Raw genomic sequence first — 23,444 nt, forward strand, 5'->3', positions numbered from 1 at the left:
TTGTCACCCACCGGCTTGGGGAAGCGGGTGGGACGTCTAGGGGGAGCAGGGATCCATGGCCAACTTCTCGAAGTCGAACGTGCCGCAGTTCTCGGTCGACGTGTATCAGAACGAGTACCTGCCGGAGGGCGGCCGCGAGGTCAACGCGATCGCCACGGTGACCTCGACGGGCGGTGGCACGGTCGGTTCCGCGGTCAGCGCCCCGCACCTGTACTCGGCGGGGCAGACCCCGGACGCGGCCGTGGCGATCATGGTCGACTGTTCAGGGTCGATGGACTATCCGCCGACGAAGATGCGCGGCGCCCGGGACGCCACGTCCGCCGCGATCGACGCCGTACGTGACGGAGTCCACTTCGCGGTGATCGGCGGCACGCATGTCGCCAAGGAGGTCTACCCGGGAGACGGCCGGCTCGCGGTCGCCGACGCGCGGACGCGGGGCGAGGCCAAGCAGGCCCTTCGCAAGCTCAGCGCGGGCGGCGGCACGGCGATCGGCACCTGGCTGCGCCTTGCCGACCGGCTGCTCGCCTCGGCCGACGTATCGATCCGGCACGGAATCCTGCTGACCGACGGCCGCAATGAACACGAGTCACCCGGGGACCTGAAGGCCGCGCTCGACTCCTGCGCGGGCCGCTTCACCTGCGACGCCCGCGGCGTCGGCACGGACTGGGAGGTGAAGGAGGTCACGGGCATCGCCTCCGCGCTGCTCGGCACGGCCGACATCGTCGCCGACCCCTCGGGCCTGTCCGCCGACTTCACGCAGATGATGGAGGCGGCGATGGGCAAGGAGGTCGCCGACGTCAGTCTGCGGCTGTGGACGCCGGTGGGCGTGGAGATCAAGTTCGTCAAGCAAGTGGCGCCCACGGTCGAGGAGTTGACCGACCGCCGCACGGAGGCGGGACCGCGCGCCGGGGACTATCCCACCGGGTCTTGGGGCGACGAGTCCCGCGACTACCACATCTGTGTCGAGGTGCCGAACGCCGAGCTCGGCCAGGAGATGCTCGCGGCCCGCGTCTCGCTGATCGTGCCGCAGCCGGACGGCAGCGCCCAGACGCTGTCGCAGGGCCTGGTGCGGGCGGTGTGGACGGACGACATGGCGGCGTCGACGTCGATCAATCCGCAGGTGGCGCACTACACGGGCCAGGCGGAACTGGCACAAGTGATCCAGCAGGGCCTCGATGCGCGCAAATCGGGAGATGTCGACGGAGCAACGGCCAAACTGGGCCGCGCCGTTCAGCTCGCGAGCGCATCGGGGAACACGGACACCGCCAAGCTGCTTTCGAAGGTGGTCGACGTGGTGGATGCCGTGGCAGGTACTGTTCGATTGAAGGCGAGGGTCGCCGAGGCCGACGAGATGACTCTCGAGACGCGGTCCACGAAGACCGTTCGCGTGAAGAAGTAGCAGCATCAGCTCTTAGCCATCAGCCCCACCAAACAGCACGTACGGCCCTCGGGCCGGAGAAGGAGAGGGGGAAGCGCCGACATGCCGACCTGCCCGAACGGACACCAGTCGGGTTCCGACGACTGGTGCGAGGTCTGCGGTCACCGCATGGCCGGTGCCGTGCCGCCGCCTCCCCCGCCGCCGCCCCCGGGAGCTCCCGGCTACGGCTATCCGCCGCCGGGCCCCGGCCAGGACCCCGGCTTCCCGCAGCCCGGCCCCGGACGCCCGCATCTGGCCGCCGTGCCGGACCAGGGTGGCGAGGCCGAGCTGTGCCCGCAGTGCCGCACGCCCCGCGAGGCGATGGCGCCGTTCTGCGAGGAGTGCCGCTGGAACTTCCTGACGAACACGGCGACCTCGTACACCCCGGCCGCCCCGCACCCGCCGGTGAACCCGGCCCAGCAGTTCCAGCAGCAGGGCCCGCCGGCGCCCCCCGCGGGCGCCCAGCCGGGTCAGGACCCCTTCGGGTACCAGGGCTCGCGGCCCTCGCAGATGAACCGCCCCGCCGAGCCGATCCCGCCGTTCGGCAACGGCGGCAACGGCTCGGGGCAGGTCCCCCCGCCGTACGGCGGCGAGGCGCCCGTACCGCCGCCCTTCAACGGCGGCGACCCCTCGGGTCAGCCCCCGCAGCCGTTCCAGCAGCAGGGTCCGCCCGCGCCGCCCGCGTTCCCGCAGGAGACCGGCACCCCGCCGCCTCCGCCGGGACCCGGTGCTCCCGGCCCGTCGTTCGGCGACGACTGGGTGCTCTCGCCGCCCTCGTCGGCGGCCCCCGGCCCCGGCGCTCCGGCGGCCCCGCAGGCTCCCGAGCAGGGCGACTGGGGCCAGCAGGCTCCCCAGACGCAGGCGCCGCAGCCGCCGCAGGGTTTCCAGTCGGTTCCCGGGCCCGGTGTCGGCACCGTCTCCTGGACGGCGACGATCGGCCCCGACCGCGAGTACTTCATGGCGATGATGCACCGCAGCGGCCCCGAGGCATCGGGCCTGAACCTGCCCGCGTACTCGCCCGAGCAGCAGCGTCCGCTGGTCGGCAACCAGATCACGATCGGCCGCCGCCGCCACTCCACGGGCGACACCCCGGACATCGACCTGTCGGTGCCGCCGGAGGACCCGGGGGTTTCGCACCAGCACGCGGTCCTGGTCCAGCAGCCGGACGGCACCTGGGCGGTCGTCGACCAGAACTCGACCAACGGCACGACGGTCAACAACGGCGAGGAGCCCATCCAGCCGTTCGTCCCCGTGCCGCTCCAGGACGGCGACCAGGTGCATGTGGGCGCCTGGACGACGATCACGATCAGGCACGGCTAGGCACAGGATCAGAGTGGCCAGGCGTACGGCCCTTCGGGATCGTCCAGCCAGGCCCACTCGTGCGGACCGCTCACGCTGACGCCGTACCGCTCGCGCACCGGCCGGCCCTCGCGCTGCCACAGGGCGAGCGCCTCGTAAGGGTCGAGGGTGCCCGCGGTCAGCTCGAGCAAGAAGCGGAACAGCTCGTTCTGCAGGGCCCTGCGGGGCAGCCCGCCCAGCGGCTGCTCCTGCGGGGCCCTTGTGCTGCCGCCCCGCAGTGGCACGAAGTACGCGGGAGTGTGCAGGAAGCGCCCCTCGGCGTGCTCGGCGTCCCGCACCGTCAGCGTGATCAGACCGGTCGCAAGCGGCGCGAGGACGCGGGCGCCCGGCCTGCACTGGGCCAGCCAGGCGCGCGGCACCGAGCTCAGGGTGCAGGTCGCGATGATCCGGTCGTACGGGGCGCGCTCGGGGCAGCCCGCGGCGCCGTCGCCGGTGACCACGGCCGGGTGGTAGCCGGCGGCCGCCAGATGCCGCCGTGCGGACTCGGTGATCTCCGGGTCGAGATCGACGGTGGTGATGTGCTCGTCGCCGAGCCGGTGGGCGAGCAGGGCGGCGTTGTAGCCGGTGCCCGCGCCGATCTCCAGGACGTCGCAGCCGTCCGGCGGCAGCGCGAGCTCCTCCAGCATCTTCGCCATCAGGGAGGGCTGGCTGCTGGACGAGAGCAGCTCTCCGTCGCGTACGCGGGTGGCGAGCGGGGTGTCCGCGTACGCACCGTCCAGCCAGCGCGCCCTGCGCAGGGGGTCGGGGTCCTCGCCCCAGAGGCGTTCATAGCCGCCGCCCTGCGCCGCCACGTAGTAGTACGGCACGAACAGATGGCGCGGGACCTGCGTGAACGCCGTCAGCAGCGCCGGATCCCCGGCACAGGCACCGCTCGCCTCGATCTCGCGCACCAGGGCGACCCTGGCCCGCGCGGCGAGCGGGGTTTCGGCTTCGGATGCCATACAGCAACTGTGCTGCCGTACGGCCCGCGATGCGAGCGGCAGGCACCCTCCGCGATGGTCAGGGCCTAAGTCTTCCGTACTCGGCCGCCCCGTCTGAGAGCATGGACCATGTGAATGAGATCCCGCGCGGCACGCTTCAGGAGCAGACCTTCTACGAACAGGTCGGCGGCGAGGAGACCTTCAGGCGCCTGGTGCACCTCTTCTACCAGGGGGTTTCGGAGGACCCGCTGCTGCGGCCGATGTACCCGGAGGAGGATCTGGGCCCGGCCGAGGAGCGTCTCGCGCTGTTCCTGATGCAGTACTGGGGCGGCCCGCGCACCTACAGCGACAACCGCGGCCACCCCCGGCTGCGCATGCGGCACGCCCCGTTCACCGTCGACCGGGCCGCGCACGACGCCTGGCTGAAGCACATGCGAACCGCCGTCGAGGAGCTGAAGCTCTCCGAGGAGCACGAGCGGACGCTGTGGAACTACCTGACGTACGCGGCGGCGTCCATGGTCAACTCCGAGGGCTGAGCCCCGGCCTGCATCCGGCGGTCTGACTGGATCCGGCCCCCTCTGACCCCTTCCGCAACTGCCTGCCCTCTGGAAACCGGGGATGTACGGCGTAAGGCGCGGTGCGGGCACGAGGGGGGGCGACCGGGTGTGACGGGGTTCATATTTCTGCGCGTGCGCGCACACCGGCTGCTGCTGGCCGCCGCGCTGCTCGCCGTGCTCCTCACCACAGCGGTCCTCGCCACGCTCACCGCGTTCTCCGGCTCGATCGGCGACGCGGCGCTGCGGCACAGTCTCCGCACCCGCTCCGCCGCGCAGGCCCGCTGGCCCGCTGGCCCGTTCGGGGGCCGTACGCGCTGCCGGGCGCGCGGCAGGGCGGCGAGCCCGACCTCACGCACTTCGCGGCGCTCGACCGCTCCAGGATCCGTCTGACGAAGGGGAGTTGGCCCTCCTCGTACGCAAAGGGCGGCCCGGTCGAGGTCGCGCTCCCCGAGGCCGCAGCCGCCCGGCTCAAGCTCGGCCCCGGCTCCCTGCCCGCCGCGGTGCTCGCGCCGCTGCTGGCAGGCCCGCTGACCGGGCTGCTCGCGGGGCACGGCGTACTGGCAGCTGTCCGCGTTGTGGGCAGGCGTTCCGCACGGCGAGTGGGGTCTCCCCTGCTCGAGCGAAGACGAGAGCTTGGGGAAGGGTGGGCAGCAACGCCCCACTGCCGAGCACCGCTCAAGCAAGAGGCCCAGCAACGCCCTACACCGGCGAGACGGAAAGCCCCCCGACACCGGCCCGCCGCACAGCAACAGACCCATAAGACGTACGCAACCGAAGCCACGCCCCGCTGGACAGCAGGTCCAGCGACTCCCCCCGCAAAAAGCCCAAGGCCTGCGCGGCATGCGCGGCCCGCACAGGAAGCCCCGTATCCCCAATGGACCGGGACCAGATCTCCCGCCCCACCTGATCCAGCTCGGCCCGAACCCGCCGCTCCGCCGGCAACTCCTCCACCCGAGCCTTGAATTCAGCGACGGCGGCAGCAACAAGGCCCCGCAGCTCACCCATCCCCGGCAGCCCCGCCTCCGACCGCCAGCCCCCGCGAGGCGGAAGCACCCCGGCCCACGGCGGCCCCGTGACGGCCTCCGGCACACCCGCGGAACCCGCGGGATCCACGGACTCCAGCAGCTCACCCGCGGAGACAGTGACATCCATCGAGGTGTCGAGCCCGTACTCGTACGGCTTGGCAAGCCGCGCCGTACGAATCGCGAGCACCTCGAACGACGGCGGCCGCCCGAACACGGCGAGGGTCTCCCTCGCCGCCTGCAGCCGCACCGCCGCGGCCTTGTCGTAGTGGATCAGCCGCGCCAGAAAGGCGGCGAGGTCCGCCGCCTCCCCGGCATCGGCGAAGTGCAGCTGCGCCGTCATGCGACGAGCGCCTCCGCACCACCGGCGCTGTCGTCCATGTACCCCTCGAGCACCGCACGCTCCTCGGCGGTGATCCGCCGGGGCCGCTGCGCCTCCAGGTTGAACGGGACGACGATCGTCGAGGCCCGCACATACACCTGGTCGGGGTCCTTGACCTCGTACGCGATGGTGAGCGAGGCAGCGCCTATCTTCGTCACCCACGACTCGATGGTCACCGGCGCGTGCCGGTGGACCAACGGCCGTACGTAGTCGATCTCATGACGGGCCACGACGGACCCGCCCGAGAACGACGGGCTGCCGTCCCCCGGTGCGAGCCGGAACATGAAGTCGATCCGCGCCTCTTCCAAGTACCGCAGGAAGACAGCGTTGTTGACGTGCCCGAAGGCATCCATGTCCGACCACCGGAGGGGGCAGCTGTAGATATGCCGACTCATGTCAGTCTCAGCCTCAGTCTCAGCCTCGGGTGAGCTTCTTGTAGGTGGCACGGTGCGGACGCACGGCGTCGGCACCCAGGCGGTCGATCTTGTTCTTCTCGTACGACTCGAAGTTGCCCTCGAACCAGTACCACTTGGAGTCACCCTCGTAAGCGAGGATGTGCGTGGCGACCCTGTCGAGGAACCACCGGTCGTGGGAGATGACCACAGCCGCACCCGGGAACTCCAGGAGCGCGTTCTCGAGCGACGACAGAGTCTCGACGTCGAGGTCGTTCGTCGGCTCGTCGAGGAGGAGCAGGTTGCCGCCCTCCTTGAGGGTCAGCGCCAGGTTGAGACGGTTGCGCTCACCACCGGAGAGCACACCGGCAGGCTTCTGCTGGTCAGGCCCCTTGAACCCGAACGCGCTCACATACGCCCGCGAGGGCATCTCGACCTGCCCGACATTGATGTAGTCGAGCTCGTCGCTCACGACGGCCCAGAGCGTCTTCTTCGGGTCGATGTTGGCGCGGCCCTGGTCGACGTACGAGACCTTGACCGTGTCGCCGACCTTGATGCTGCCGGAGTCCGGCGTCTCCAGGCCCTGGATCATCTTGAACAGCGTGGTCTTGCCCGCACCGTTCGGACCGATGATGCCGACGATGCCGTTGCGAGGCAGCGAGAAGCTCAGATCATCGACGAGCACCTTGTCGCCAAAGGCCTTCGACAGATTCTCGACCTCGACGACAATCGATCCCAGCCGCGGACCCGGCGGAATCTGGATCTCCTCGAAGTCCAGCTTCCGCATCTTGTCCGCCTCGGCGGCCATCTCCTCGTAGCGCGCCAGACGCGCCTTGGACTTGGCCTGACGCCCCTTGGCGTTGGACCGCACCCACTCGAGCTCTTCCTTGAGCCGCTTGGCGCGCTTGGCGTCCTTCTGCCCCTCGACCTTGAGACGGGCGGCCTTCTTCTCCAGGTACGTGGAGTAGTTGCCCTCGTAGGGGTGGGCGCGGCCGCGGTCGAGCTCGAGGATCCACTCGGCGACGTTGTCCAGGAAGTACCGGTCGTGGGTGACCGCGACAACGGCGCCGGCGTACTTGGAGAGGTGCTGCTCCAGCCAGTTCACCGACTCGGCGTCGAGGTGGTTGGTGGGCTCGTCGAGGAGGAGCAGGTCGGGCGCCTCGATGAGGAGCTTGCAGAGCGCGACGCGGCGCTTCTCACCACCGGAGAGGTTGGTGACGGGCCAGTCGCCGGGCGGGCAGCCGAGCGCGTCCATGGCCTGCTCGAGCTGGGCATCGAGATCCCACGCGTTGGCGTGATCGAGATCCTCCTGAAGCTTGCCCATCTCTTCCATGAGCGCGTCGGAGTAGTCGGTGGCCATGAGCTCGGCGACCTCGTTGAAGCGCTTGAGCTTGCCCATGATCTCGGCGGCGCCGTCCTGGACGTTCTCAAGAACGGTCTTCGACTCGTCGAGGTGCGGCTCCTGCATGAGGATGCCGACGCTGTAACCGGGCGAGAGGAAGGCGTCACCGTTGGACGGCTGCTCAAGACCGGCCATGATCTTCAGCACCGTGGACTTACCGGCGCCGTTGGGGCCCACGACACCGATCTTCGCGCCAGGAAGGAAGCTCAAGGTGACGTCATCGAGGATCACCTTGTCGCCGTGCGCCTTGCGCGTCTTGCGCATGGTGTAGATGTACTCAGCCAAGAGAAACCGTCCGGCAATCAGTGAGTGGGCAGATACACCCCATCTTGCCTGACGGCTACCTCCCGGAGGAAACCAGTATGGTCCGGGGCCCGTGACCTGGACGTTCACTGACCGCTTGGGTAGTCGACCTGCCACCGACTGTCATCACCGGTCAGCCGGATCCCTCTACAAGCGCTGCCGCAATGGATACGTTCACCGGGTGGACTGGGCTGCACCTGTGAGTGCACTGATCGGCGGAGGCATCGCCGTCGCTTCCGGCTGGACCGTGGAGCGAGGCCGCTGGAGGCGTGAAGAGCACCGCCACGAGAGAGATCGACGCACAGCTCTCTACGCCGACTACCTCGCCGCTGTCCTCTCTGCTCGCGAGCAGATATGGCATGCGAGCCGGTGGCGTGAACTGCCGAGAGACGAGCGCATCGCCATGGCGCGGGACGCCCTCCGGGATTCCCAGGTCTACCCCATCCAGCATCGGGTCTCCTTGGTAGGGCCACCGGAGATAGAGGAGCTGTCCAACCAGGTCGCCAGTCGCTTGACCGCATACAGGGACGCCGTGATCGAAGCAGCGAACGAGAGTGAAGAAGCGAACGAGAGTGATGTGGCGATCCGACCTGTGTGGGATGCCCTCACCGAGGCGCGCCAGGCACTGAGGACCAGAATGAGAGCCGACCTGGACGCCCTGCGCTAGACCGTCGAGCTGACGGCTATCGGTCGACGCCGGGCCACCTTGGGCAGCCCATGGACGGCCGGGGTGGGCCCGGCCGTCCAGTCCGGGCCGGAGGGTTCCGGCCCGCCCGTTCCCGTCACGCGGCGTCGATGGCTGCCGTGATCTTGCGGGTCATGTCGGTCATGGTGGGGCTGGGGCCGCCCTTGCGGGCCTGGGCGGCCGTTTCGAGGGCGATGGTGATGATGCCGCGGAAGTTGTCGGCCTCTGCCGGGTCCTGCTTCTTGAGGAGGGTCGTGGCTGCCGTCAGGGCGGGCAGGACCGTGTCGGCGAGTTCGGCCACCGACTTGCCGCCGAGGTCGCCGACCTTGGAGTTCTCGGCGAGGACGTAGCCGACGGGGCCCGTCGCTGAGGCCAGGGCTATGGAGCCCTGGGTGGCGATCTTGTGGGGGGAGCCGGCCGCGTCGGCGGCGGCCAGGAGCGAGATGGCTCCGTAGGCGGCGGTGCGGAGGGTGAGCTTGTCCTGGTCGGTCAGGGTGATGGCGGGCATGGTGGTGTGCTCCTTCAATCAATTTTTGGGCGGACCCTGTTGGGGCTTCCCGGCGGGGGCTTGCTTTGTTGATGAGCAAGACTCTGCCGGGGGGTCCTGACACCACGCCCACAGCGCACTGACAGCGGCTGACAGCGGCTGACAGCGGCTGACAGGGGGAATCCGCCGCTGTCAGCAGGCAACGCAAAGGGCGCGCCGCCATGCTTGCGACGCGCCCCAACTGCCCTGCGTTTACTGCTCGTCGGTCGGCGCCTGTGCCGGGTCCTTCTTCTTGCGCAGGAGGAACATCGCCGCGCCGCCCAGCACCACCATGACCACCGCTATCCCGGCGATCATCGGCGTCGCGCTGGAGCCGCCGGTCGCCGCGAGGTCGTTGCCGCCCGTGCTGCCGCCCGCCGACGCGGGGCTCGGGTCGGGGAGGGGCTGGGTCTTGTTGCCGATCGTGCTGCCCTCGGTGCGGCAGTCGAGTACGCCCTTGAAGCGCTTCTCGAAGCCGTTCGGCCCCTTGATCGTGAAGTCGTAGGGCTGGTCCTCCTGCAGCGGGATCGTCACCGTCCGCGACGTACCCGCCTCGATGGTGTGCTTGAAGCCCATGAGGCGGAAGGTGAACGGCTGGTCGCCCTTGTTGCTCGCCGTGATGTCCACGCCGCTCTTGGCGCAGTTCTTCTCCGCCGACAGGGCGGGTATCGCGCCCTTCTTCGCCCAGGACGCGCTCGCCGTCGCGGAGACCGTGGACTCACTGGAGCCCGCCAGGATCTGCGTCTGGCTCCTTGTCTCGGAGGCGAAGGCCCTGCCGACCGGCACCGTGGTCGTCGCCTGGACGGTGAGCGCCGCCGAGCCGTCCGGGGTGTCCTTGGGGACGTCGAAGAACAACTGGCTGCCGTTGGCCGCAGACGTGACGGGCTTGCCGTTCTTGCCGACGATCTTGACGCCGCTGACCGCGGAGTCGGCGGGCGGCGTCACGGACACGGCGTCCGCGTCGGTGCGCACGGTGACCGGACCGAGCCGCTCCCCCGCGCGACCGGAGACCGCGGGCGGGTCGAGCGTCAGGGACGCCTTGGGCTCCGTCGTGGCGCGGGCGCTCTTGTAGAGGTAGTCCGCGAGCTTCTCGGCCTGCGGGTCGACCGCGTCCACGTCGGCGCCGTCCGAGTAGCGCCAGATCGCCACCTGGGTGCCGGCCGCCGCCGACTGCTCGGTGAGCGTCCGCGCGCCGGCCTTTCGCGCGAGCGCGGCGAGGTCGTTCACCTGCGGGTAGGAGTTCTGCAGGATCCAGCGGATGCGGCCCGCGTCCTTGTTGCCGTTCAGCGAAGTGCCGCTCCAGGGGGTCTCCTGGTACTTGGCGTCCTTCTGCGTCGGGTTGTGGATGTCGATGCAGTAGCTCTGCAGGGTGCCGCCGCCGTCCACCGACATCTCGAAGAGTCCGGCGGGGACCTGCTGGCTCGTGCCGCCGTCACGGATGACGGCCTGGTCGTACGTCTGAAGCCCGCCCAGCGTCGCGGTGGCGCCCCCCTGGTGCTGAGGGACCTCGTCCGCCGCGGCCGCACCCGCGCCGGCTATCGCGCCCGCCGCCAGGAGCCCGGTCGCCAAGGTCAGCGCGGCGACGCGGGACGTGCCCCGTCTGCGCGACGGCTCGGTGCACGCGGAGCCCGCAGAGAAAACAGAACGCGCAAAAGACACAGAATTCCCCTCCGGACGGGACCCGTTCACATCGAGGGGGGTGGTCCCGCCAGCCGGTTGAAAGGGGCAGAATCACCTGCCACCTGCGTGGCATCCACTGCCAACTGCCCCGTGAGCTACGTCCGGCATCCTAGATACGCGGCAGACCACGATCCCCAGTAGTGCCATTCGATAACCGATCCGAATCGGAATCGTTATCGCCAACACGCCTGCTGGGCTGGGCTTATCGACAAATCAACGGCACCCATTCGCCGATAAGCCGCACATCGGTCGCCCACCTCGACCCCGGCACTGACGGACCATCACCCCACCGGTTCGGGCTCCGCCTCGCGCGCCGACGCCGGATCCGTGAGCGCCGGGTTCGCCTTGAGCACGCGCCGGAACGCCGCCGTGCCGCGCGAGAGATCGTGGCCGACCGTCGTCGCGTCGATGTCCGCCGACGTCCAGTGCTGACCACCCCGCTCCTCGTCGCGCACCTTCAACCTCCCCTGCACGACGACCGGTTCACCGATCGTCAGGGACGCCTGCACATTCGTCCCGAGCGATCGCCTGGCCCACACCGTGAAGAAGTTGGTGTGCCCGTCGGCCCAGACTTTCTGCACGGCGTCGTAGTGCCGCGAGGTCACCGCGAGCCGGAACCGTGACACCGGTCCGGAGGCCAGTTCCCGGAACACGGGCGTCGTCGCGACATTCCCCACCACCGTCACCAAGGTCTCGTTCATGATCCGAACCCCTCCCTCGTCCACTCCACTCCAGTCCGCCTGCGCGGCTGTGATCTCAGAGTGCACGCGTCGGGAGCAGCCCGCTGAGCCCTGTGGTCTACCGGCCGGTTGTGGATAACTCCCTCACCCGACCGAGGGCCAACCAGGGCCCAGCCGCCCTCCGTTCACCCCACGCCCGCCCCCGTCACCCGCACGTACTGCTCCCGCACCTCCAGGTACCGCAGCAGCTCCGCCGCCACCGGATCGAGCACCCGCGCGCGCCCGCACCCGGCGGCCGCCTCCCGCAGTCTTCGTTCCGCGTCCAGGCCGTAGCGCCGCGCCGGCCCCCGCGCCGCCATCCGGCTCGCCCACTCCACGCCCGGACCACCCACGATGCCCGCCAGCATCAGCAGCACCGGCACCCCCAGATTCGGTGAGGCGACGCCGATGATCTGCGCCACCAGCCAGAGCCCGCCGAGGACTTGGAGCAGCGTCATCGCAGCCTGCGCGAACACCGCGACCGGCCACCAGCCGGGCCGCGGCGGCCGCCCCTTCGGCACCCCGGCCTTCGCGGTCAGCTCGTCCAGCGCCTCCGGCAGCCCCTCCGCCCCGCGCACGGCCGCCTCCCGCACGGCCTGCCCCCAGGGCGTGGGCAGCCCCGACGCCGCCTCGTCGGCCACCATACGTACGGCGTTCTCGACCCGCTGGCGGGCCGTGACCTCCTCGTCCGGCGGGGGGTCCGGCACCGGCCAGCCGACGTACCGAGGCGAGCGGTGCGCCTCGTACCAACGCCAAATGCGCAGCCACGGCGTGCCGCACGCCTTGCCCGCGTTGCGCAGCCAGGCCCGTTCCGCCGCCTGCCCGGCGGCCGCCGCGCCCACCGCGTCCGCGAGCCGGTCGGCGAACTCGTCGCGCGCCTCCTCGCTGAGCCCGATGCGCCGCGTGCCCCGCCCACCGTAAGGACCGGCCGCGTACACCGTCCACAACCGGTCGGCCGCGGCGTCCAGATCGGCCTCGATCCGCCGGGCTGCGGCCCTGCGCTCCTGGGTGAACTGGCCGAGGGACTCGCGCAGTTCACCGATCCCCTCGCCGGTCAGGGCGGACAGCGCGAGCACGGTGGCACCGGGTTCGCCGTGCTCGCCCAGTGCGATGCCGTCCTCGTCGAGCAGCCGCCGCAGATCGTCGAGCACCAGGTCGGCGGCCTCACCCGGCAGCCGGTCCACCTGGTTGAGCACGACGAAGGTGACCTCGGCGTGGCCCGCCATGGGCCGCAGATAGCGCTCGTGCAGCATGGCGTCGGCGTACTTCTCGGGGTCGACGACCCAGATGACCGCGTCGACGAGCCCGAGGATCCGGTCCACGTGCTCGCGGTGCTCGGCGACCGCCGAGTCGTGGTCCGGCAGGTCGATCAGGACGAGCCCCTGCAGCGTCTTCGCGTCGGGCCCCTGGAGCGGACGTCTGCGCAGCCGCCCGGGGATGCCGAGCCGGTCGAGGAGGGGCGCCGCGCCGTCGGTCCAGCTGCAGCCGATGGGCGCCGCGGTGGTCGGTCTGCGCACCCCGGCCTCCGAGATCGTCACCCCGGCAAGGGCGTTGAACAGCGTCGACTTGCCGCTGCCGGTGGCGCCCGCGACGGCGACTACGGTGTGCCGGTCGGAGAGCCTGCGCCGGGCGGCCGCCTCGTCGAGCACCCGGCCCGCCTCGGCGAGGGTGGCGCTGTCGAGGCGGGTGCGGGAGAGCCCGACGAGTTCCCGCAGGGCGTCGAGCCGGGCGCGCAGGGGCCCGTCGTACGCGGTCGACGTGCCGGACGTCTGAGCGGCGGACGATCTGGTTCCGGAAGACCCCGTGTCCGTCGGGACGTACCCCTCGGTGGCGCTGTCCGCCCCCCGTTCGGGGCCGCGGCGGGCGATGAGCCCGTCGTCCCACACGCTTTCGGAGCCGCGGCCCGCGTCCCCCGAGGCCCCCGTCTCCGCGGCCCCTTCGGAACGCTCGTCGTGCTCGTGCTCGTGCTCGCGCTCATGCTCGTGCTCGTGCTCGGTGTGATCCGTGACGGCAGTCACCGCGGTCACCTCTCCTTCTGCAGTACGGACAGCGCGGCGATCAGTTCGGCCTGGGGTTCGGGGTTCACGTCGAGGGCGTCGAGGGGGGCGAGGCGTCGCTCCCGTTCCGCGCCGAGGACGGTGTCGAGGTAGCTGGTCAGCAGGCGCCCGCCCCGGTCCCGCAGCCGGAGCGCGCCTTGGGCGCCGATCCGTTCGGCGAGCGTCTCGCCCGCCGAACGGCCGCGGCGCCCGCCGAGCAGGGCGGTGGCGAGCAGGGCGGCCACCGACTCGGGGTCGGGGACGAGGTTCTTCTCCAGCCTGTCGAGCCCTCGGACCTCGTCCTCGGCGTACTCCTCAAGGACGCGCCGCCAGCGCCGCACCGCCATGCCGATGCGGTCCTCCGCACTCTCGGGGACACGGACGCGGTCCATGAGCCCGGGGGCGCCGGCGGCCGGCTCGCGCCGCCACGCGTCGTCGATCCGCTCGTCGGCAGCGGTCACCGCGCACAGCAGCAGCGCCTCCAGACTCTCGCCGACGGCGTCGAGCAGCTCCCCGGCACCGCAGTCCAGGGGGTAGCTGCGCCAGCACTTCAGGGCGCCTCCGGCGAGCACCGCCCCGTCCTGCAACCGCCCCCGCACGCGCGCGTGCTCGCTCTCGTACGCCTCGTCGACGGCGGAGGTGAGCCGCAGGGCGGCCGCGTACTGCGCGGCGACGGCTCCGGCGAGCTCCGGCAGCCGTACGTCGAGGGACTGGATGACGCCGCGCGCGGTCCGTGCGATCGCATGCAAACGGGCCCTGGGCTCCTGTGACCGGTGGGTGAGCCAGGCGCGCAGGGACGCGACGGCGGTGACCGGAAGCAACCCTCCGCTGCCGGCGGACTCGGGCAGCTCGGGCACGGTGAACAGCGGCACGTCGCCCAGGCCCGCCTTGGTGAGCAGCGCCGCGTACTGCCGCGAGACCTCGGTCACCAGCTGGTGCGGCACCCGGTCGAGGACGGTGACGAGCGTCGCGTCATGCTCCTTGGCGGTACGCAGCAGATGCCAGGGCACCGCGTCGGCGTACCGGGACGCGGTCGTCACCATGACCCAGACATCGGCCGCGGAGATCAGCTCGGCGGCGAGGATGCGGTTCTCGGAGATGAGCGAGTCGATGTCGGGCGCGTCGAGGAGCGCGAGCCCCTTGGGCAGGGTCTCCACGGTCTCGATGCGCAGCGCGCGCTCACCGTCCGCCCCGAGCGGCGCGAGGAGATCGTCGGCGTCGCCGTCGGCCTCCTCCCCTCCGTCGGCGGGTTCCGGCCGGGGCACCCACACGCGCGTGAGGTCGGGCAGTACGCGCATCCCGGCGAACCAGTGATGGTCCTCCGGATGGCATACGAGGACGGGCGTACGGGTGGTCGGCCGCAGCACCCCGGCCTGGCTGACCTGCCGCCCGACCAGAGAGTTCAGGAGCGTCGATTTTCCCGCTCCGGTGGACCCCCCGATCACCGCGAGCAGCGGCGCTTCGGGGGCCCGCAACCGGGGCACCAAGTAGTCGTCGAGCTGCGCGAGTAGCTCGTCGCGGTTGGCACGCGCGCGTGGCGCCCCCGCGAGGGGGAGCGGAAAGCGTGCGGCGGCGACACGCTCGCGCAGGGCGGAGAGTGCGTCGAGCAGTTGAGGCGGTACGTCCAAGGTCACCACATGCGAAGAATGCCCAATTTTGGCAGCTTTCTGAAGCATATGGACGTCCCTGCGCGCCGATCGGACACAGGGGACGGAAGGGGCGACTGGGGCGCAGGCATAACGAGTGCACAACACCCGGGGCGCGAGACGCCAAAAGCGATGCAGGATTCGTACCTGCCTGCGATTATCAGGACCGCTTCACCGAACCTCCACATAGTGCCGCGGAGGCGAAGCACCAGGGACAAGGACCCCGGAGCCCTATCCTTGTCCCCGGCAAGGTCACGGCTCGTCCCACCCGGGCTCCAGGCCACCGGCCACCACCCGGCCCCCGTAGCTCAGTGGATAGAGCAGGCGCCTTCTAAGCGCTTGGCCGCAGGTTCGAGTCCTGCCGGGGGCGCTTTTGCGCGAAGGCGCCCTGACGGTTCTCGATGCCGCCCCCGGGTCAGGCCTCGATGCCCCCCCAGGTCAGCCCACGAAGGACTCGGGGCCGAAGCGGCCCCAGGCCACGAAAGCGGCCAGGGCCACATAGATCAGGTCCACCGCCACCAGCTTGTTCTCGTGGCGGCGGATGCGGACTGTCGCCGCCCCGATCATCAGCAGCACCAGGCCGACAGCCGCCAGCGGGACCAGGATCGGGGCGATGTCCAGTACCGCGGGCAGGATCAGGCCCACTGCGGCCAGGACCTCTACGGCCCCGATGGCCTTGACGCCGCCTTCGCTGAAATCTTCGACCCACCTCGCGCTGGCCCCAGTGGCGGCTATCTTCTCCTTCGGCGTGATCACCTTGAAGCCGCCGCCGAGCAGGTAGGCGACGGCGAGCAGTCCGGTAACGATCCACAGGGCGAGGTTCATGGCTTTGTCCTTGCAGGGTTGTCGGGCCGGTTGTTCGCTGTTGCTCCTCTAAGACAGGGCACCCCGGCAAGCTGTGACGGTGGGGGGTGTGATGTGCGTCTCACTGAGGAGGGTTGGGGGCCGTGCCGGGATCAACGGATGTGATGGATGGGGCGGGCGTGATGGATGGGGCCGACGCGGGTGGCTATCGGGCGTTGATGTTCTCCATCGCCTACGGGATGACCGGGTCGGTGGGCGACGCCGAGGACATCGTGCAGGATGCCTTCCTCGGGCTGACCCGGGCGCATCAGGCAGGTACCGCGATCGCCGCCCCGAAGGCGTACTTGACCACCGCGGTGACGCGGCTCGGGATCAACTACCTGAGTTCGGCGCGGGTGCGGCGCGAGACCTACGTGGGGAACTGGCTGCCCGAGCCGGTCGTCGTGACCGCCGAGCAGCCCGGTCCTGCCGAGCACGCCGAGCTGGCCGACTCGCTGTCCATGGCGTTCCTCGTGCTCCTTGAGACCCTCTCCCCCGTGGAGCGCGCGGTGTTCATGCTGCGCGAGGTGTTCGGGTACGGCTATCCGGACGTGGCGAGCAGCACCGGCAAGTCCGAGGCGAACTGCCGGCAGATATTCGCCCGGGCGAGGAAGCGCATCGCCGCCGGGGCGCCGGATGCCGGCAGCGCGCCGGCCCCGGCGCGGCGGGCGGAGGGTGAGGAGCTCGCCCGTAGGTTCTTCGCGGCCGCCGAGAGCGGTGACCTGGACGCGCTGCTCAGCATGCTCGCGCCTGAAGTGGTGTTCCACGGGGACGGCGGCGGCAAGGCGCGGGCGACCAGGAACCCGGTGACCGAGCCGCGGCGCGTCGGACAGCTGTTCGTCGGCGGGGTCCGCCGGGTCAGGAAGCTCGGCGCCGCCCTCCGGCCGGCCCGGGTCAACGGGCGACCGGGCGCGGTGACGTACGACGCCGAAGGGCTCGTCGCCAGTGTGGTCGAACTCGACATCTCCGACGGCGTGGTCCGGGCGATCCACTCCGTTTCGAACCCCGACAAGATCGGCCATCTCGGGCCGGTGTCCGGGATCGGGCGACTGCCGGTGGAGTAGCCTCTCGCCGGGACTCGCCACGAACTGGGCGTCGTCAGCCCGGCGGTCACCCCTTGACGTACCCGGCCAGCAGGTCCGCCAGTTCCTTCGGCCTGCTGAGCGCGACGCAGTGACCGCCGCCGATCTCGTCGGGCGTGATGCCGAGGCGCGCTCGTGCGAGGTCGCGGAAGAACTCGGGCGGGAAGAAGTGGTCGTCCTTGCAGATGATGAACTTCGTGGGTACGTCCGGCCAGGCCGGGAGCGGCCAGGGCTCGCTGCCCGCCCGGGAGGATTCCCCCCGCTCCCTGCGCATGGACTCCTCGGCCAAGCCGCGCGGAACGTCGTGGTAGAAGCTCTCGAAAGGGTCCTCGATGGCCGCCAGGCCCGCCGTTTCACGGGCCTCGTTGCAGCCTGTCGACTCCCACCAGTCGTCCGGACGTTCGCCCGGCGCCGGGATCATTCCGGCCAGCAGGACCAGCACGCCGGCCCGGAGCCGCTCGGCCACCAGCGGCGCGGTGAAGGCCCCGTAGGAATGCCCGACGACGACCACGGGATTCTGCCTCTCGCCGACGGCCTCACCGACGGTCTCACCGACGGCCTCGACGACCGCATCGGCGTAATCGCCGAGCCCCGCCGACGGCTGGTCCGACGGCAGGTCCGGGGCGACGGTCTCGTGGCCCCGGGCGCGCAGTTCGGCTTCGAGGAGATGCCAGGCCCAGCCGCTGTCGCCGCCGCCGTGGATGAGTACGAAGGTTGCCATTCCCCATGTATAGCTCGGGAGTTGGGCCGTTTCGGCCCGTTCGTCAGGACGCCTCGCCGAAAGCCGCCTGTTGAGTCTTCTGGAGCCAGCCGCGGAACAGCAGGGCCACCGGTGGGGCGGGGACTCCGCCCTTGTCTTCGGGGCCCGCCACCGAGGCCAGCCAGGCCGGCATGAAGCGCAGGGTCCAGCCCGGTGCCGTCTTGCGCATGTGTGTTCCGTACTGCTTCCAGAGGCGGTCGCCCAGGGCCGGGGCCAGGCGGCCAAGCAGTTCCTGCTCCTCGTCCGCCGTGTGGCGGGAGAGGTGATCGCGCACCTCCGCCGTGCGCTTGGCCACTTCCGCCGCCGCCTCGGAGTCCGTGTCCAGGCGTTCGCAGGCACGGTGCCAGGCGTGCAGCACCTCGGACAGTTCCTCGTGCTCGGTGACCATCAGGGCCAGCGCCGACTCGTCCGCGCCGAGTTCGCGCAGGCGGGGCCAGAGGAAGGTGTCCTCGCCCTCGTGGTGGTGCTCGATCACTTGGTAGATCTTGTCGCTGTAGTCCCGCAGGGCCGCGGCGCGCGCGGGGTCCGCCGACCGGGTCAGGCCGTCCGCCGAGCTCGCGATGCGGTCCAGGTCCCGCACCATGGCCCGGTGCGCGAGCACCATGGTCTGGTGCCCCTTGGGCAGGGAGGCGATGGGCTGGTTCGTCATTCGAATCCTCTGGGGGGGGATGGGTGGAGGATGGGGTGGAGGATGGGGTGGAGGATGGGGTGGAGGATGGGGTGAGGGATGGAGTGGGGTGGGCGGAGGAAGCCATCCTGCCTTGGTATCAGGGGACTTGTGGGGAATCGGCAGATCTCGGTGACGGTCGGCGCCGCCCCGCCCGCCGGCGCAGTCCGCCCCTCAGTGCCGCAGCACCTCCCTCAGTGCCGCAGCACCTCCGTCATCGCCGTCGTCAGGCGTTCGACGTCCGCCCTCGTCCCCACGGAGATGCGCAGCTTCCCGGGCAGGCCGAACGCCGTCAGATCCCGGACGAGGATGCGGTGTTCCGTCGCGAGGCGGGCCGCCAGGTCCGGGTGGTCCTCCGGCGTCGTCAGGAAGACGAAGTTGGTGACCGAAGGGACGTACTCCACGCCGAGGGACTCCAGGGACTTGCAGAGCAGGTCGCGGGCCTCGCGGTTGGCTTCGCGTACCCGGTCCACGTATGCGGGGCGTGCCAGGGCGCTCAGGACCGCCCGCTGTGCCGACCGCGTGACGTTGAACGGCAGTGCGGAACCTGTCTCCTTGATGCGGGACACCAGGTCCCGCGGGCCCATCACGACTCCCACGCGCACCGATGCCAGACCCCACGCCTTGGAGAACGTCCGGGTCACCAGGACCCTGCGGCCCGAACGGACCGCGGCCAGGGCGACGTCGTGCTCCGGGCCCGCGAAGTCCATGTACGCCTCGTCCAGGACGAGTACGGCTCCCGTCTCCTCCGCCGTGTCCATGAGGAGCTCGATGTCTGTCGCGGAGAGGGCCGTGCCCGTCGGGTTGAGCGGGTTGCAGACCCAGGCCAGGTCCACGCCGTCGCGCAGTGCCGCGGCGATCCCGTCGGCCGGCACCGCCGCGTCCCGCAGGGGCACGGTGCGCGGTTCGGCGCCCACCGACCTCGCCGAGAGGAGATAGCCGGGGAAGGTCGTTTCGGTGATGGCCACCGAGGAGTCGGGCGAGCGCAGGAACGTCATGGAGGTCAGCAGGACCAGTTCGTCGGTGCCGTTGCCCACCGTGATCATGTCTGCGGGTACGTCGAAGTGGGTCGCCAGTGCCGCCAGCAGCTCGCGGCACTCGCTGTCGGGGTAGCAGTTGAGGTGGTTGTCCGCCTCGCTGTGCACCGCGGCTATGGCGCCGGGCGGCGCGCCGTACGGGTTCTCGTTGAGGTGCAGCCGCAGATGGTCCTCGCGGCCGATGACCTCCGTGTCGGAGAAGTAGTCCGTGGGCAGCAACTGTGCCTGGCTCATGGGTGGTTCATTCCTTCCTTGTCCCGGCAGGCGGTGCGTCAGCCGAGCCGTACGCGGGAGATGATCTTGAGGCTTGAGGTGTCCCGTGTGAGCATCGAGCGGCAGCGGAAACGCTGGATCTTGCCGCTGGGCGTCCTGGGCAGGCAGCCGCGCTCGACGAAGACGCATTCGGACAGCGCGATCCCGGACTTCTCCCTGGCCAGTTCGGCGGCCCGGTCCGCGATCAGCTGGAAGTCGTCGCTCTTGCGGGCCGGTTCGAGGAGGAGGACCAGCTCGGAGGGGCTCCCGCCCGACATGCCCGCTCCCCCACCCGCACCCGCGCCCGCCACGTCCACCAGCGCCGAGCAGCCCTTGCGTACGGGGCCGAGCGCCTCGACCGCCGCCTCGATCTCGCTCGTGTAGACATTGCGGCCGCCGACGGATACGAGGTCGTCGGCCCGGCCCACGAAGTACACCTCTCCGTCGCGGACGAACCCGTGGTCCCCGGTGCGCAGCACTCCGTCACGGAAGCGCTCCGCGGTCCGCTCCGGGTCCGCGTGGTAGCCGGTGGCCAGGCTGGGCGATGTGACCAGGAGCTGCGAGACCTCATCGGGGTGCTCCATGGTCACGCCGACGCCGGGCAGCGGCGCCCCGTTGGAGACCAGGCGGACCGCCCCGGGGTCGTCCTCGGCCAGGTCGACGATCTTGCCCTCGATGAGGGCGGACGCGTCGAAGCCGCGTACGCGGGGTGCGTCGGCCCACCCGGTCGCGCTGACGGCGAGTGTCGCCTCCGCCATGCCGTAGGCGGGCATGAAGGCGGACGGGGTGAGGCCGGACGCGGCGAAGGTGTCGCTCACGCCGGCAAGCACCTCCGCGTCGACGCGCTCCGCGCCCACCACGCAGACCCGCAGGGCGAGTTCGCGGGCCAGGGCCGAGCGTCCCTGTGCCCGGGACGCGAGGTACAGCGCCGTGGTGGTGCCCCCGGTCATGGTCGCCCCGAACTCCGACATGTCCCGGAACCACGAGCGGGGGGCCATGCCGAAGCGCTCCGGCGTCGACATGACGAAGTCGTAGTCGAAGGCCCAGGAGTAGAGCATCAGGCCGAAGACGCCCATGTCGTGCGAGAGCGGCATCCAGGAGGCGATGACCTCGGCGCCGGGCCTGCCCCCCGTCATGTCGAGGATCAGGCCCAGCTGGGCGGCGATGGCGCGCGGAGTGAGCGTGCAGCCCTTCGCCCCGCCGGTGCTGCCCGACGAGTACTGGATGTACGCGACGTCGTCGAGACCCGGCGGGCTCGGCTCGATGCGGCCCGGGCCGTGCAGGGCGGACCAGCTCAGTACGGGCAGGTCGGCGCGGAGTCCCTCGGGGACGAGGGGCTCGAGCTGCGCGTCCACCAGGACCAGCGTCGGGTCGAGGCGCGCGGTGAGGGATTCGAGCAGGCTGCCGTACTCCTCCAGGGTCTGGCCACGGGAGGGGAGGGGGAGTGAGGCGACGGCGCCCCCTGCGAGCCAGACGGCGAGCAATCCCCGTACGCAGTCGGCGGAGTTGGTCAGGACGGTGGCGACGCGGGTGCCCGGGCCCACGCCGGCCGCCCGCAGTGTCGCGGCCATGCCGTGCGCGTCGGCGACGACCTCGCGCCAGGTGGTGCGGGCGTAGCGGTCGCCGTCCCAGTGGTACAGCGCGCCGTGCGTCGATCCGTGGATCAGGGAGTCCCAGAGACCTATGTGAGTGCGTATCCGAGTGTCGGTGTTGCCCATGGCCGTGATCACTCCACATCCACGAGAGAGAGGTCGCCGGTGCCTCCCGGGCGTTCCGCCAGGGGCACGATCTTCTGCTGTCCTGCCAGGAGTTCCTGTTCGCCGACGGTGCTGCCGCTGACCCGGCTGATCCCGGCCTCCCGCATCGTCATCCGCTCGGGGTCGATGCGGATGACCTTCCAGGCGAGGCCGGTCTTCTCCAGGCCCCAGATGAAGACGGCGCTGAGGTCGGCCTCGTACCACTTCATGCCGTGCCGTGCCGAGCGGGGGAAGGCATGGTGATTGTTGTGCCAGGCCTCGCCGAAGGACGGCAGGGCGAGCCAGGCGACGTTGCGGGACTCGTCGGTCGTGGAGAAGCGCCGGCGGCCGAAGTAGTGGCCGATCGAATTGACCGCGTACGTCACGTGGTTGATGAGGAAGATGCGGACGAGCCCGCCCCAGAGCATGCCGGTGAGGAACGCCTCGAAGGAGCCGCCGGACAGGGCGAAGGACAGCAGGCCCGCCAGGACGACGCCCGCCGCGACCACCGCGGCGAAGTGCTCGCTGAGCCAGCGCAGGGGCTTCTCGCGGACCAGGTCGGGGCAGTAGCGCATGGGGTCGGACGCGAGGTTCTCGTCGAAGAGCCAGCCCAGGTGCGCGTGCCACATGCCGGCGATGGCGCCCTTGAAGCCCGGTTCGAAGTCCAGGTGCGGGCTGTGCGGGTCGCCCTCCTTGTCGGCGACCCGGTGGTGCTTGCGGTGGTGGGATGCCCAGATGATCGGCGGGCCCTGCCCGGCGAGGACGCCCGCGGTGGCCAGGGCGACCCGGATCGGCCCGCGCGTCTCGAACGCGCGGTGGGTGAGCAGCCGGTGGTAGCCGACGGATATCCCGAGGCCCGATACGGCGTACATGACCACGAGGACGACCAGATCGGTCCAGCCGAAGACGCTGTTCCACAGCAGGACCATGGCGGCGGGCAGCGCGAGCAGCGGAATGACGGATGCCGCGAGCACGAACCAGCGGTGTTCTTTGCCGTTCATTTCTCCTCTTCCCTGTTTCCCGCGGCGACTTCCTTCTTTCCCGCGGCGACTTCCCTCTTTCCCGCGGCGACTTCCCTTTTCCCCGCGGCGACGGCCCGGTTGAGCCGGTCCATCCGGGTGGCGAGCGTCATCCGTCCTTCGAGCCGGAAGGTCGGCGGCCGCCGCCCGTCGATGTCGCTGAAGCCGTACTCGGCGGCGAGGTCACCGGTGGAGACGATCTGCCCGGAGCGCTCCAACACCTGTGGATCGGCGGCCAGTTCGACGACCGCACGGCCCACGTACTCCGGCGAGTGGACCACCGCGGCGGGCCCGGAGCCGAGTGCCTCCCAGGCGGCCTCGACGCGCTCGGTGCGGACGAAGCCGGGGTGCAGGGAGAGCGCGGCGACGGCGTGCTTGCGCAGGTCGGCGGCGAAGGCCCGGCTGAGCCGGTCGGACGCCGACTTGAAGACGTCGTACGCCGCCTGGCCCAGGTAGATGTCGCCGTCGGTGAATCCGATGCCGACGATCAGCCCCGCGCGCTGCGGAAGCATCAGGCCGGCCAGGACCCGCGTGACGTCGTACTGGGCGCGCAGGGAGCCCTCGCACAGGTCGTAGCGCCACATGGGCTGGTCCCAGAACGGGGCGTCGAAGCGGACCTCGCCAGACCGTTCGTAGCCGCCCCAGGCGTTGTTGACAAGGAGGTCGATGCGTCCGTGGCGGTCCCTGATCAGGTCGGCGAGCGCCTGGTTGTCCGCCGGTGACGTGTGGTCGCAGCGCACCGCGATGCCGGTGCCCGAGCGTGCGGTGACCTCGTCCGCCGTGTCGTCGACGGTGCCGGGCAGGTCTTCGGTGCGGCCTTCGGAGCGGGTGCTGCGGCCGGTGACGTAGACCGTCGCGCCCGCGCTGCCCAGGGCGAGCGCGATGCCGCGGCCCACTCCCCTGCTTGCGCCGGTGACCACCGCGATCTTCCCGTCGAGCCGGGGCGGCTTCCAGTCCTCGTTCACGTCCAGGTTCACTCTGCTGTCCTTTCGGGACTACGGG

The 23,444-nt window shown here is 70.7% G+C and carries 21 protein-coding genes, 1 tRNA gene and 1 pseudogene; 7 read left to right on the top strand and 16 right to left on the bottom strand.

Going from position 1 to position 23,444, the window contains the following annotated elements; translation table 11 throughout:
• Positions 1–55: 55 nt before the first annotated feature.
• Positions 56–1,399 (top strand): VWA domain-containing protein, encoded by a 1,344-nt coding sequence (locus tag AB0G47_RS08325; RefSeq protein WP_360765529.1) that lies wholly within the window; start codon positions 56–58, stop codon positions 1,397–1,399.
• A gap of 81 nt (positions 1,400–1,480) precedes the next feature.
• Positions 1,481–2,737, top strand: a complete 1,257-nt coding sequence (locus AB0G47_RS08330; protein WP_360765532.1) for an FHA domain-containing protein — start codon at positions 1,481–1,483, stop codon at positions 2,735–2,737.
• An 8-nt stretch (positions 2,738–2,745) separates the two neighbouring features.
• Here the strand turns inward: AB0G47_RS08330 and AB0G47_RS08335 are convergent, their stop codons facing one another.
• A complete protein-coding gene (locus AB0G47_RS08335) occupies positions 2,746–3,717 on the bottom strand; it encodes a methyltransferase domain-containing protein (RefSeq protein ID WP_360765535.1) in 972 nt (323 codons plus the stop codon).
• Between the two features lie 101 nt (positions 3,718–3,818).
• On the opposite strand from AB0G47_RS08335, the gene AB0G47_RS08340 reads away from it, so the two are divergent.
• On the top strand, positions 3,819–4,232 hold the full coding sequence (locus AB0G47_RS08340) for a globin (protein ID WP_360765537.1): 414 nt from the start codon (positions 3,819–3,821) through the stop codon (positions 4,230–4,232).
• Positions 4,233–4,361: 129 nt separating this feature from the next.
• Positions 4,362–4,741 (top strand): annotated as a pseudogene (locus AB0G47_RS08345) (ABC transporter permease); the annotation flags it as partial.
• Between the two features lie 211 nt (positions 4,742–4,952).
• On the opposite strand, the gene AB0G47_RS08350 reads toward AB0G47_RS08345, so the two are convergent.
• The 3 genes from AB0G47_RS08350 to ettA are packed head-to-tail and all read right to left on the bottom strand — an operon-like array spanning position 4,953 to position 7,736.
• The gene (locus AB0G47_RS08350; protein ID WP_360765539.1) at positions 4,953–5,618 is read right to left on the bottom strand and encodes a hypothetical protein; all 666 of its coding nucleotides are present in this window, start codon (positions 5,616–5,618) and stop codon (positions 4,953–4,955) included.
• Complete coding sequence (locus AB0G47_RS08355) at positions 5,615–6,052, bottom strand: thioesterase family protein (RefSeq protein WP_360765541.1); 438 nt, start codon at positions 6,050–6,052, stop codon at positions 5,615–5,617. The genes AB0G47_RS08350 and AB0G47_RS08355 overlap by 4 nt, the downstream gene beginning before the upstream one ends.
• Before the next feature lie 19 nt (positions 6,053–6,071).
• Complete coding sequence (ettA, locus tag AB0G47_RS08360; protein ID WP_360765544.1) at positions 6,072–7,736, bottom strand: energy-dependent translational throttle protein EttA; 1,665 nt, start codon at positions 7,734–7,736, stop codon at positions 6,072–6,074.
• A 217-nt stretch (positions 7,737–7,953) separates the two neighbouring features.
• On the opposite strand from ettA, the gene AB0G47_RS08365 reads away from it, so the two are divergent.
• Positions 7,954–8,421: a hypothetical protein gene (locus tag AB0G47_RS08365; RefSeq protein ID WP_360765546.1), complete on the top strand. Its 468-nt coding sequence runs from the start codon at positions 7,954–7,956 to the stop codon at positions 8,419–8,421.
• 115 nt (positions 8,422–8,536) lie between these two features.
• Here the strand turns inward: AB0G47_RS08365 and AB0G47_RS08370 are convergent, their stop codons facing one another.
• The 5 genes from AB0G47_RS08370 to AB0G47_RS08390 form a co-directional block, all read right to left on the bottom strand.
• A complete protein-coding gene (locus tag AB0G47_RS08370) occupies positions 8,537–8,947 on the bottom strand; it encodes a hypothetical protein (RefSeq protein WP_360765549.1) in 411 nt (136 codons plus the stop codon).
• A 231-nt stretch (positions 8,948–9,178) separates the two neighbouring features.
• The gene (locus AB0G47_RS08375) at positions 9,179–10,540 is read right to left on the bottom strand and encodes a Cys-Gln thioester bond-forming surface protein (RefSeq protein WP_360766540.1); all 1,362 of its coding nucleotides are present in this window, start codon (positions 10,538–10,540) and stop codon (positions 9,179–9,181) included.
• Positions 10,541–10,926: 386 nt separating this feature from the next.
• Entirely contained in the window at positions 10,927–11,346 is a 420-nt protein-coding gene (locus tag AB0G47_RS08380) for a single-stranded DNA-binding protein (RefSeq protein WP_266866842.1), read from the bottom strand.
• Between the two features lie 164 nt (positions 11,347–11,510).
• Positions 11,511–13,382: a GTPase gene (locus AB0G47_RS08385; RefSeq protein WP_360765552.1), complete on the bottom strand. Its 1,872-nt coding sequence runs from the start codon at positions 13,380–13,382 to the stop codon at positions 11,511–11,513.
• A 5-nt stretch (positions 13,383–13,387) separates the two neighbouring features.
• Positions 13,388–15,037, bottom strand: coding sequence for a dynamin family protein (locus AB0G47_RS08390; RefSeq protein WP_360765555.1), 1,650 nt, complete (start codon positions 15,035–15,037; stop codon positions 13,388–13,390).
• 306 nt (positions 15,038–15,343) lie between these two features.
• Here AB0G47_RS08390 and AB0G47_RS08395 point away from each other — a divergent pair.
• A tRNA-Arg gene (locus AB0G47_RS08395) sits at positions 15,344–15,416 on the top strand.
• Between the two features lie 68 nt (positions 15,417–15,484).
• Here AB0G47_RS08395 and AB0G47_RS08400 read toward each other — a convergent pair.
• On the bottom strand, positions 15,485–15,871 hold the full coding sequence (locus AB0G47_RS08400; RefSeq protein WP_360765557.1) for a DoxX family protein: 387 nt from the start codon (positions 15,869–15,871) through the stop codon (positions 15,485–15,487).
• A 122-nt stretch (positions 15,872–15,993) separates the two neighbouring features.
• On the opposite strand from AB0G47_RS08400, the gene sigJ reads away from it, so the two are divergent.
• Positions 15,994–16,953 (top strand): RNA polymerase sigma factor SigJ, encoded by a 960-nt coding sequence (gene sigJ, locus AB0G47_RS08405; protein WP_360765560.1) that lies wholly within the window; start codon positions 15,994–15,996, stop codon positions 16,951–16,953.
• Positions 16,954–16,999: 46 nt separating this feature from the next.
• Here sigJ and AB0G47_RS08410 read toward each other — a convergent pair whose 3' ends face one another.
• The 6 genes from AB0G47_RS08410 to AB0G47_RS08435 all read right to left on the bottom strand — a co-directional run bounded on the left by AB0G47_RS08410 (position 17,000) and on the right by AB0G47_RS08435 (position 23,419).
• Complete coding sequence (locus tag AB0G47_RS08410; RefSeq protein WP_360765563.1) at positions 17,000–17,692, bottom strand: alpha/beta hydrolase; 693 nt, start codon at positions 17,690–17,692, stop codon at positions 17,000–17,002.
• Between the two features lie 43 nt (positions 17,693–17,735).
• Entirely contained in the window at positions 17,736–18,380 is a 645-nt protein-coding gene (locus AB0G47_RS08415) for a hemerythrin domain-containing protein (protein WP_360765565.1), read from the bottom strand.
• Between the two features lie 212 nt (positions 18,381–18,592).
• Complete coding sequence (locus AB0G47_RS08420; protein ID WP_360765568.1) at positions 18,593–19,669, bottom strand: histidinol-phosphate transaminase; 1,077 nt, start codon at positions 19,667–19,669, stop codon at positions 18,593–18,595.
• A gap of 38 nt (positions 19,670–19,707) precedes the next feature.
• The gene (locus AB0G47_RS08425) at positions 19,708–21,405 is read right to left on the bottom strand and encodes an AMP-binding protein (protein WP_360765570.1); all 1,698 of its coding nucleotides are present in this window, start codon (positions 21,403–21,405) and stop codon (positions 19,708–19,710) included.
• Between the two features lie 8 nt (positions 21,406–21,413).
• A complete protein-coding gene (locus AB0G47_RS08430) occupies positions 21,414–22,424 on the bottom strand; it encodes an acyl-CoA desaturase (RefSeq protein ID WP_360765572.1) in 1,011 nt (336 codons plus the stop codon).
• Positions 22,421–23,419, bottom strand: a complete 999-nt coding sequence (locus AB0G47_RS08435) for an SDR family NAD(P)-dependent oxidoreductase (RefSeq protein ID WP_360765575.1) — start codon at positions 23,417–23,419, stop codon at positions 22,421–22,423. The genes AB0G47_RS08430 and AB0G47_RS08435 overlap by 4 nt, the downstream gene beginning before the upstream one ends.
• Between the last annotated feature and the right edge of the window lie 25 nt (positions 23,420–23,444).

Origin of the sequence: Streptomyces sp. NPDC021622, from assembly GCF_040640795.1 — a bacterium.
Lineage (GTDB): Bacteria > Actinomycetota > Actinomycetes > Streptomycetales > Streptomycetaceae > Streptomyces.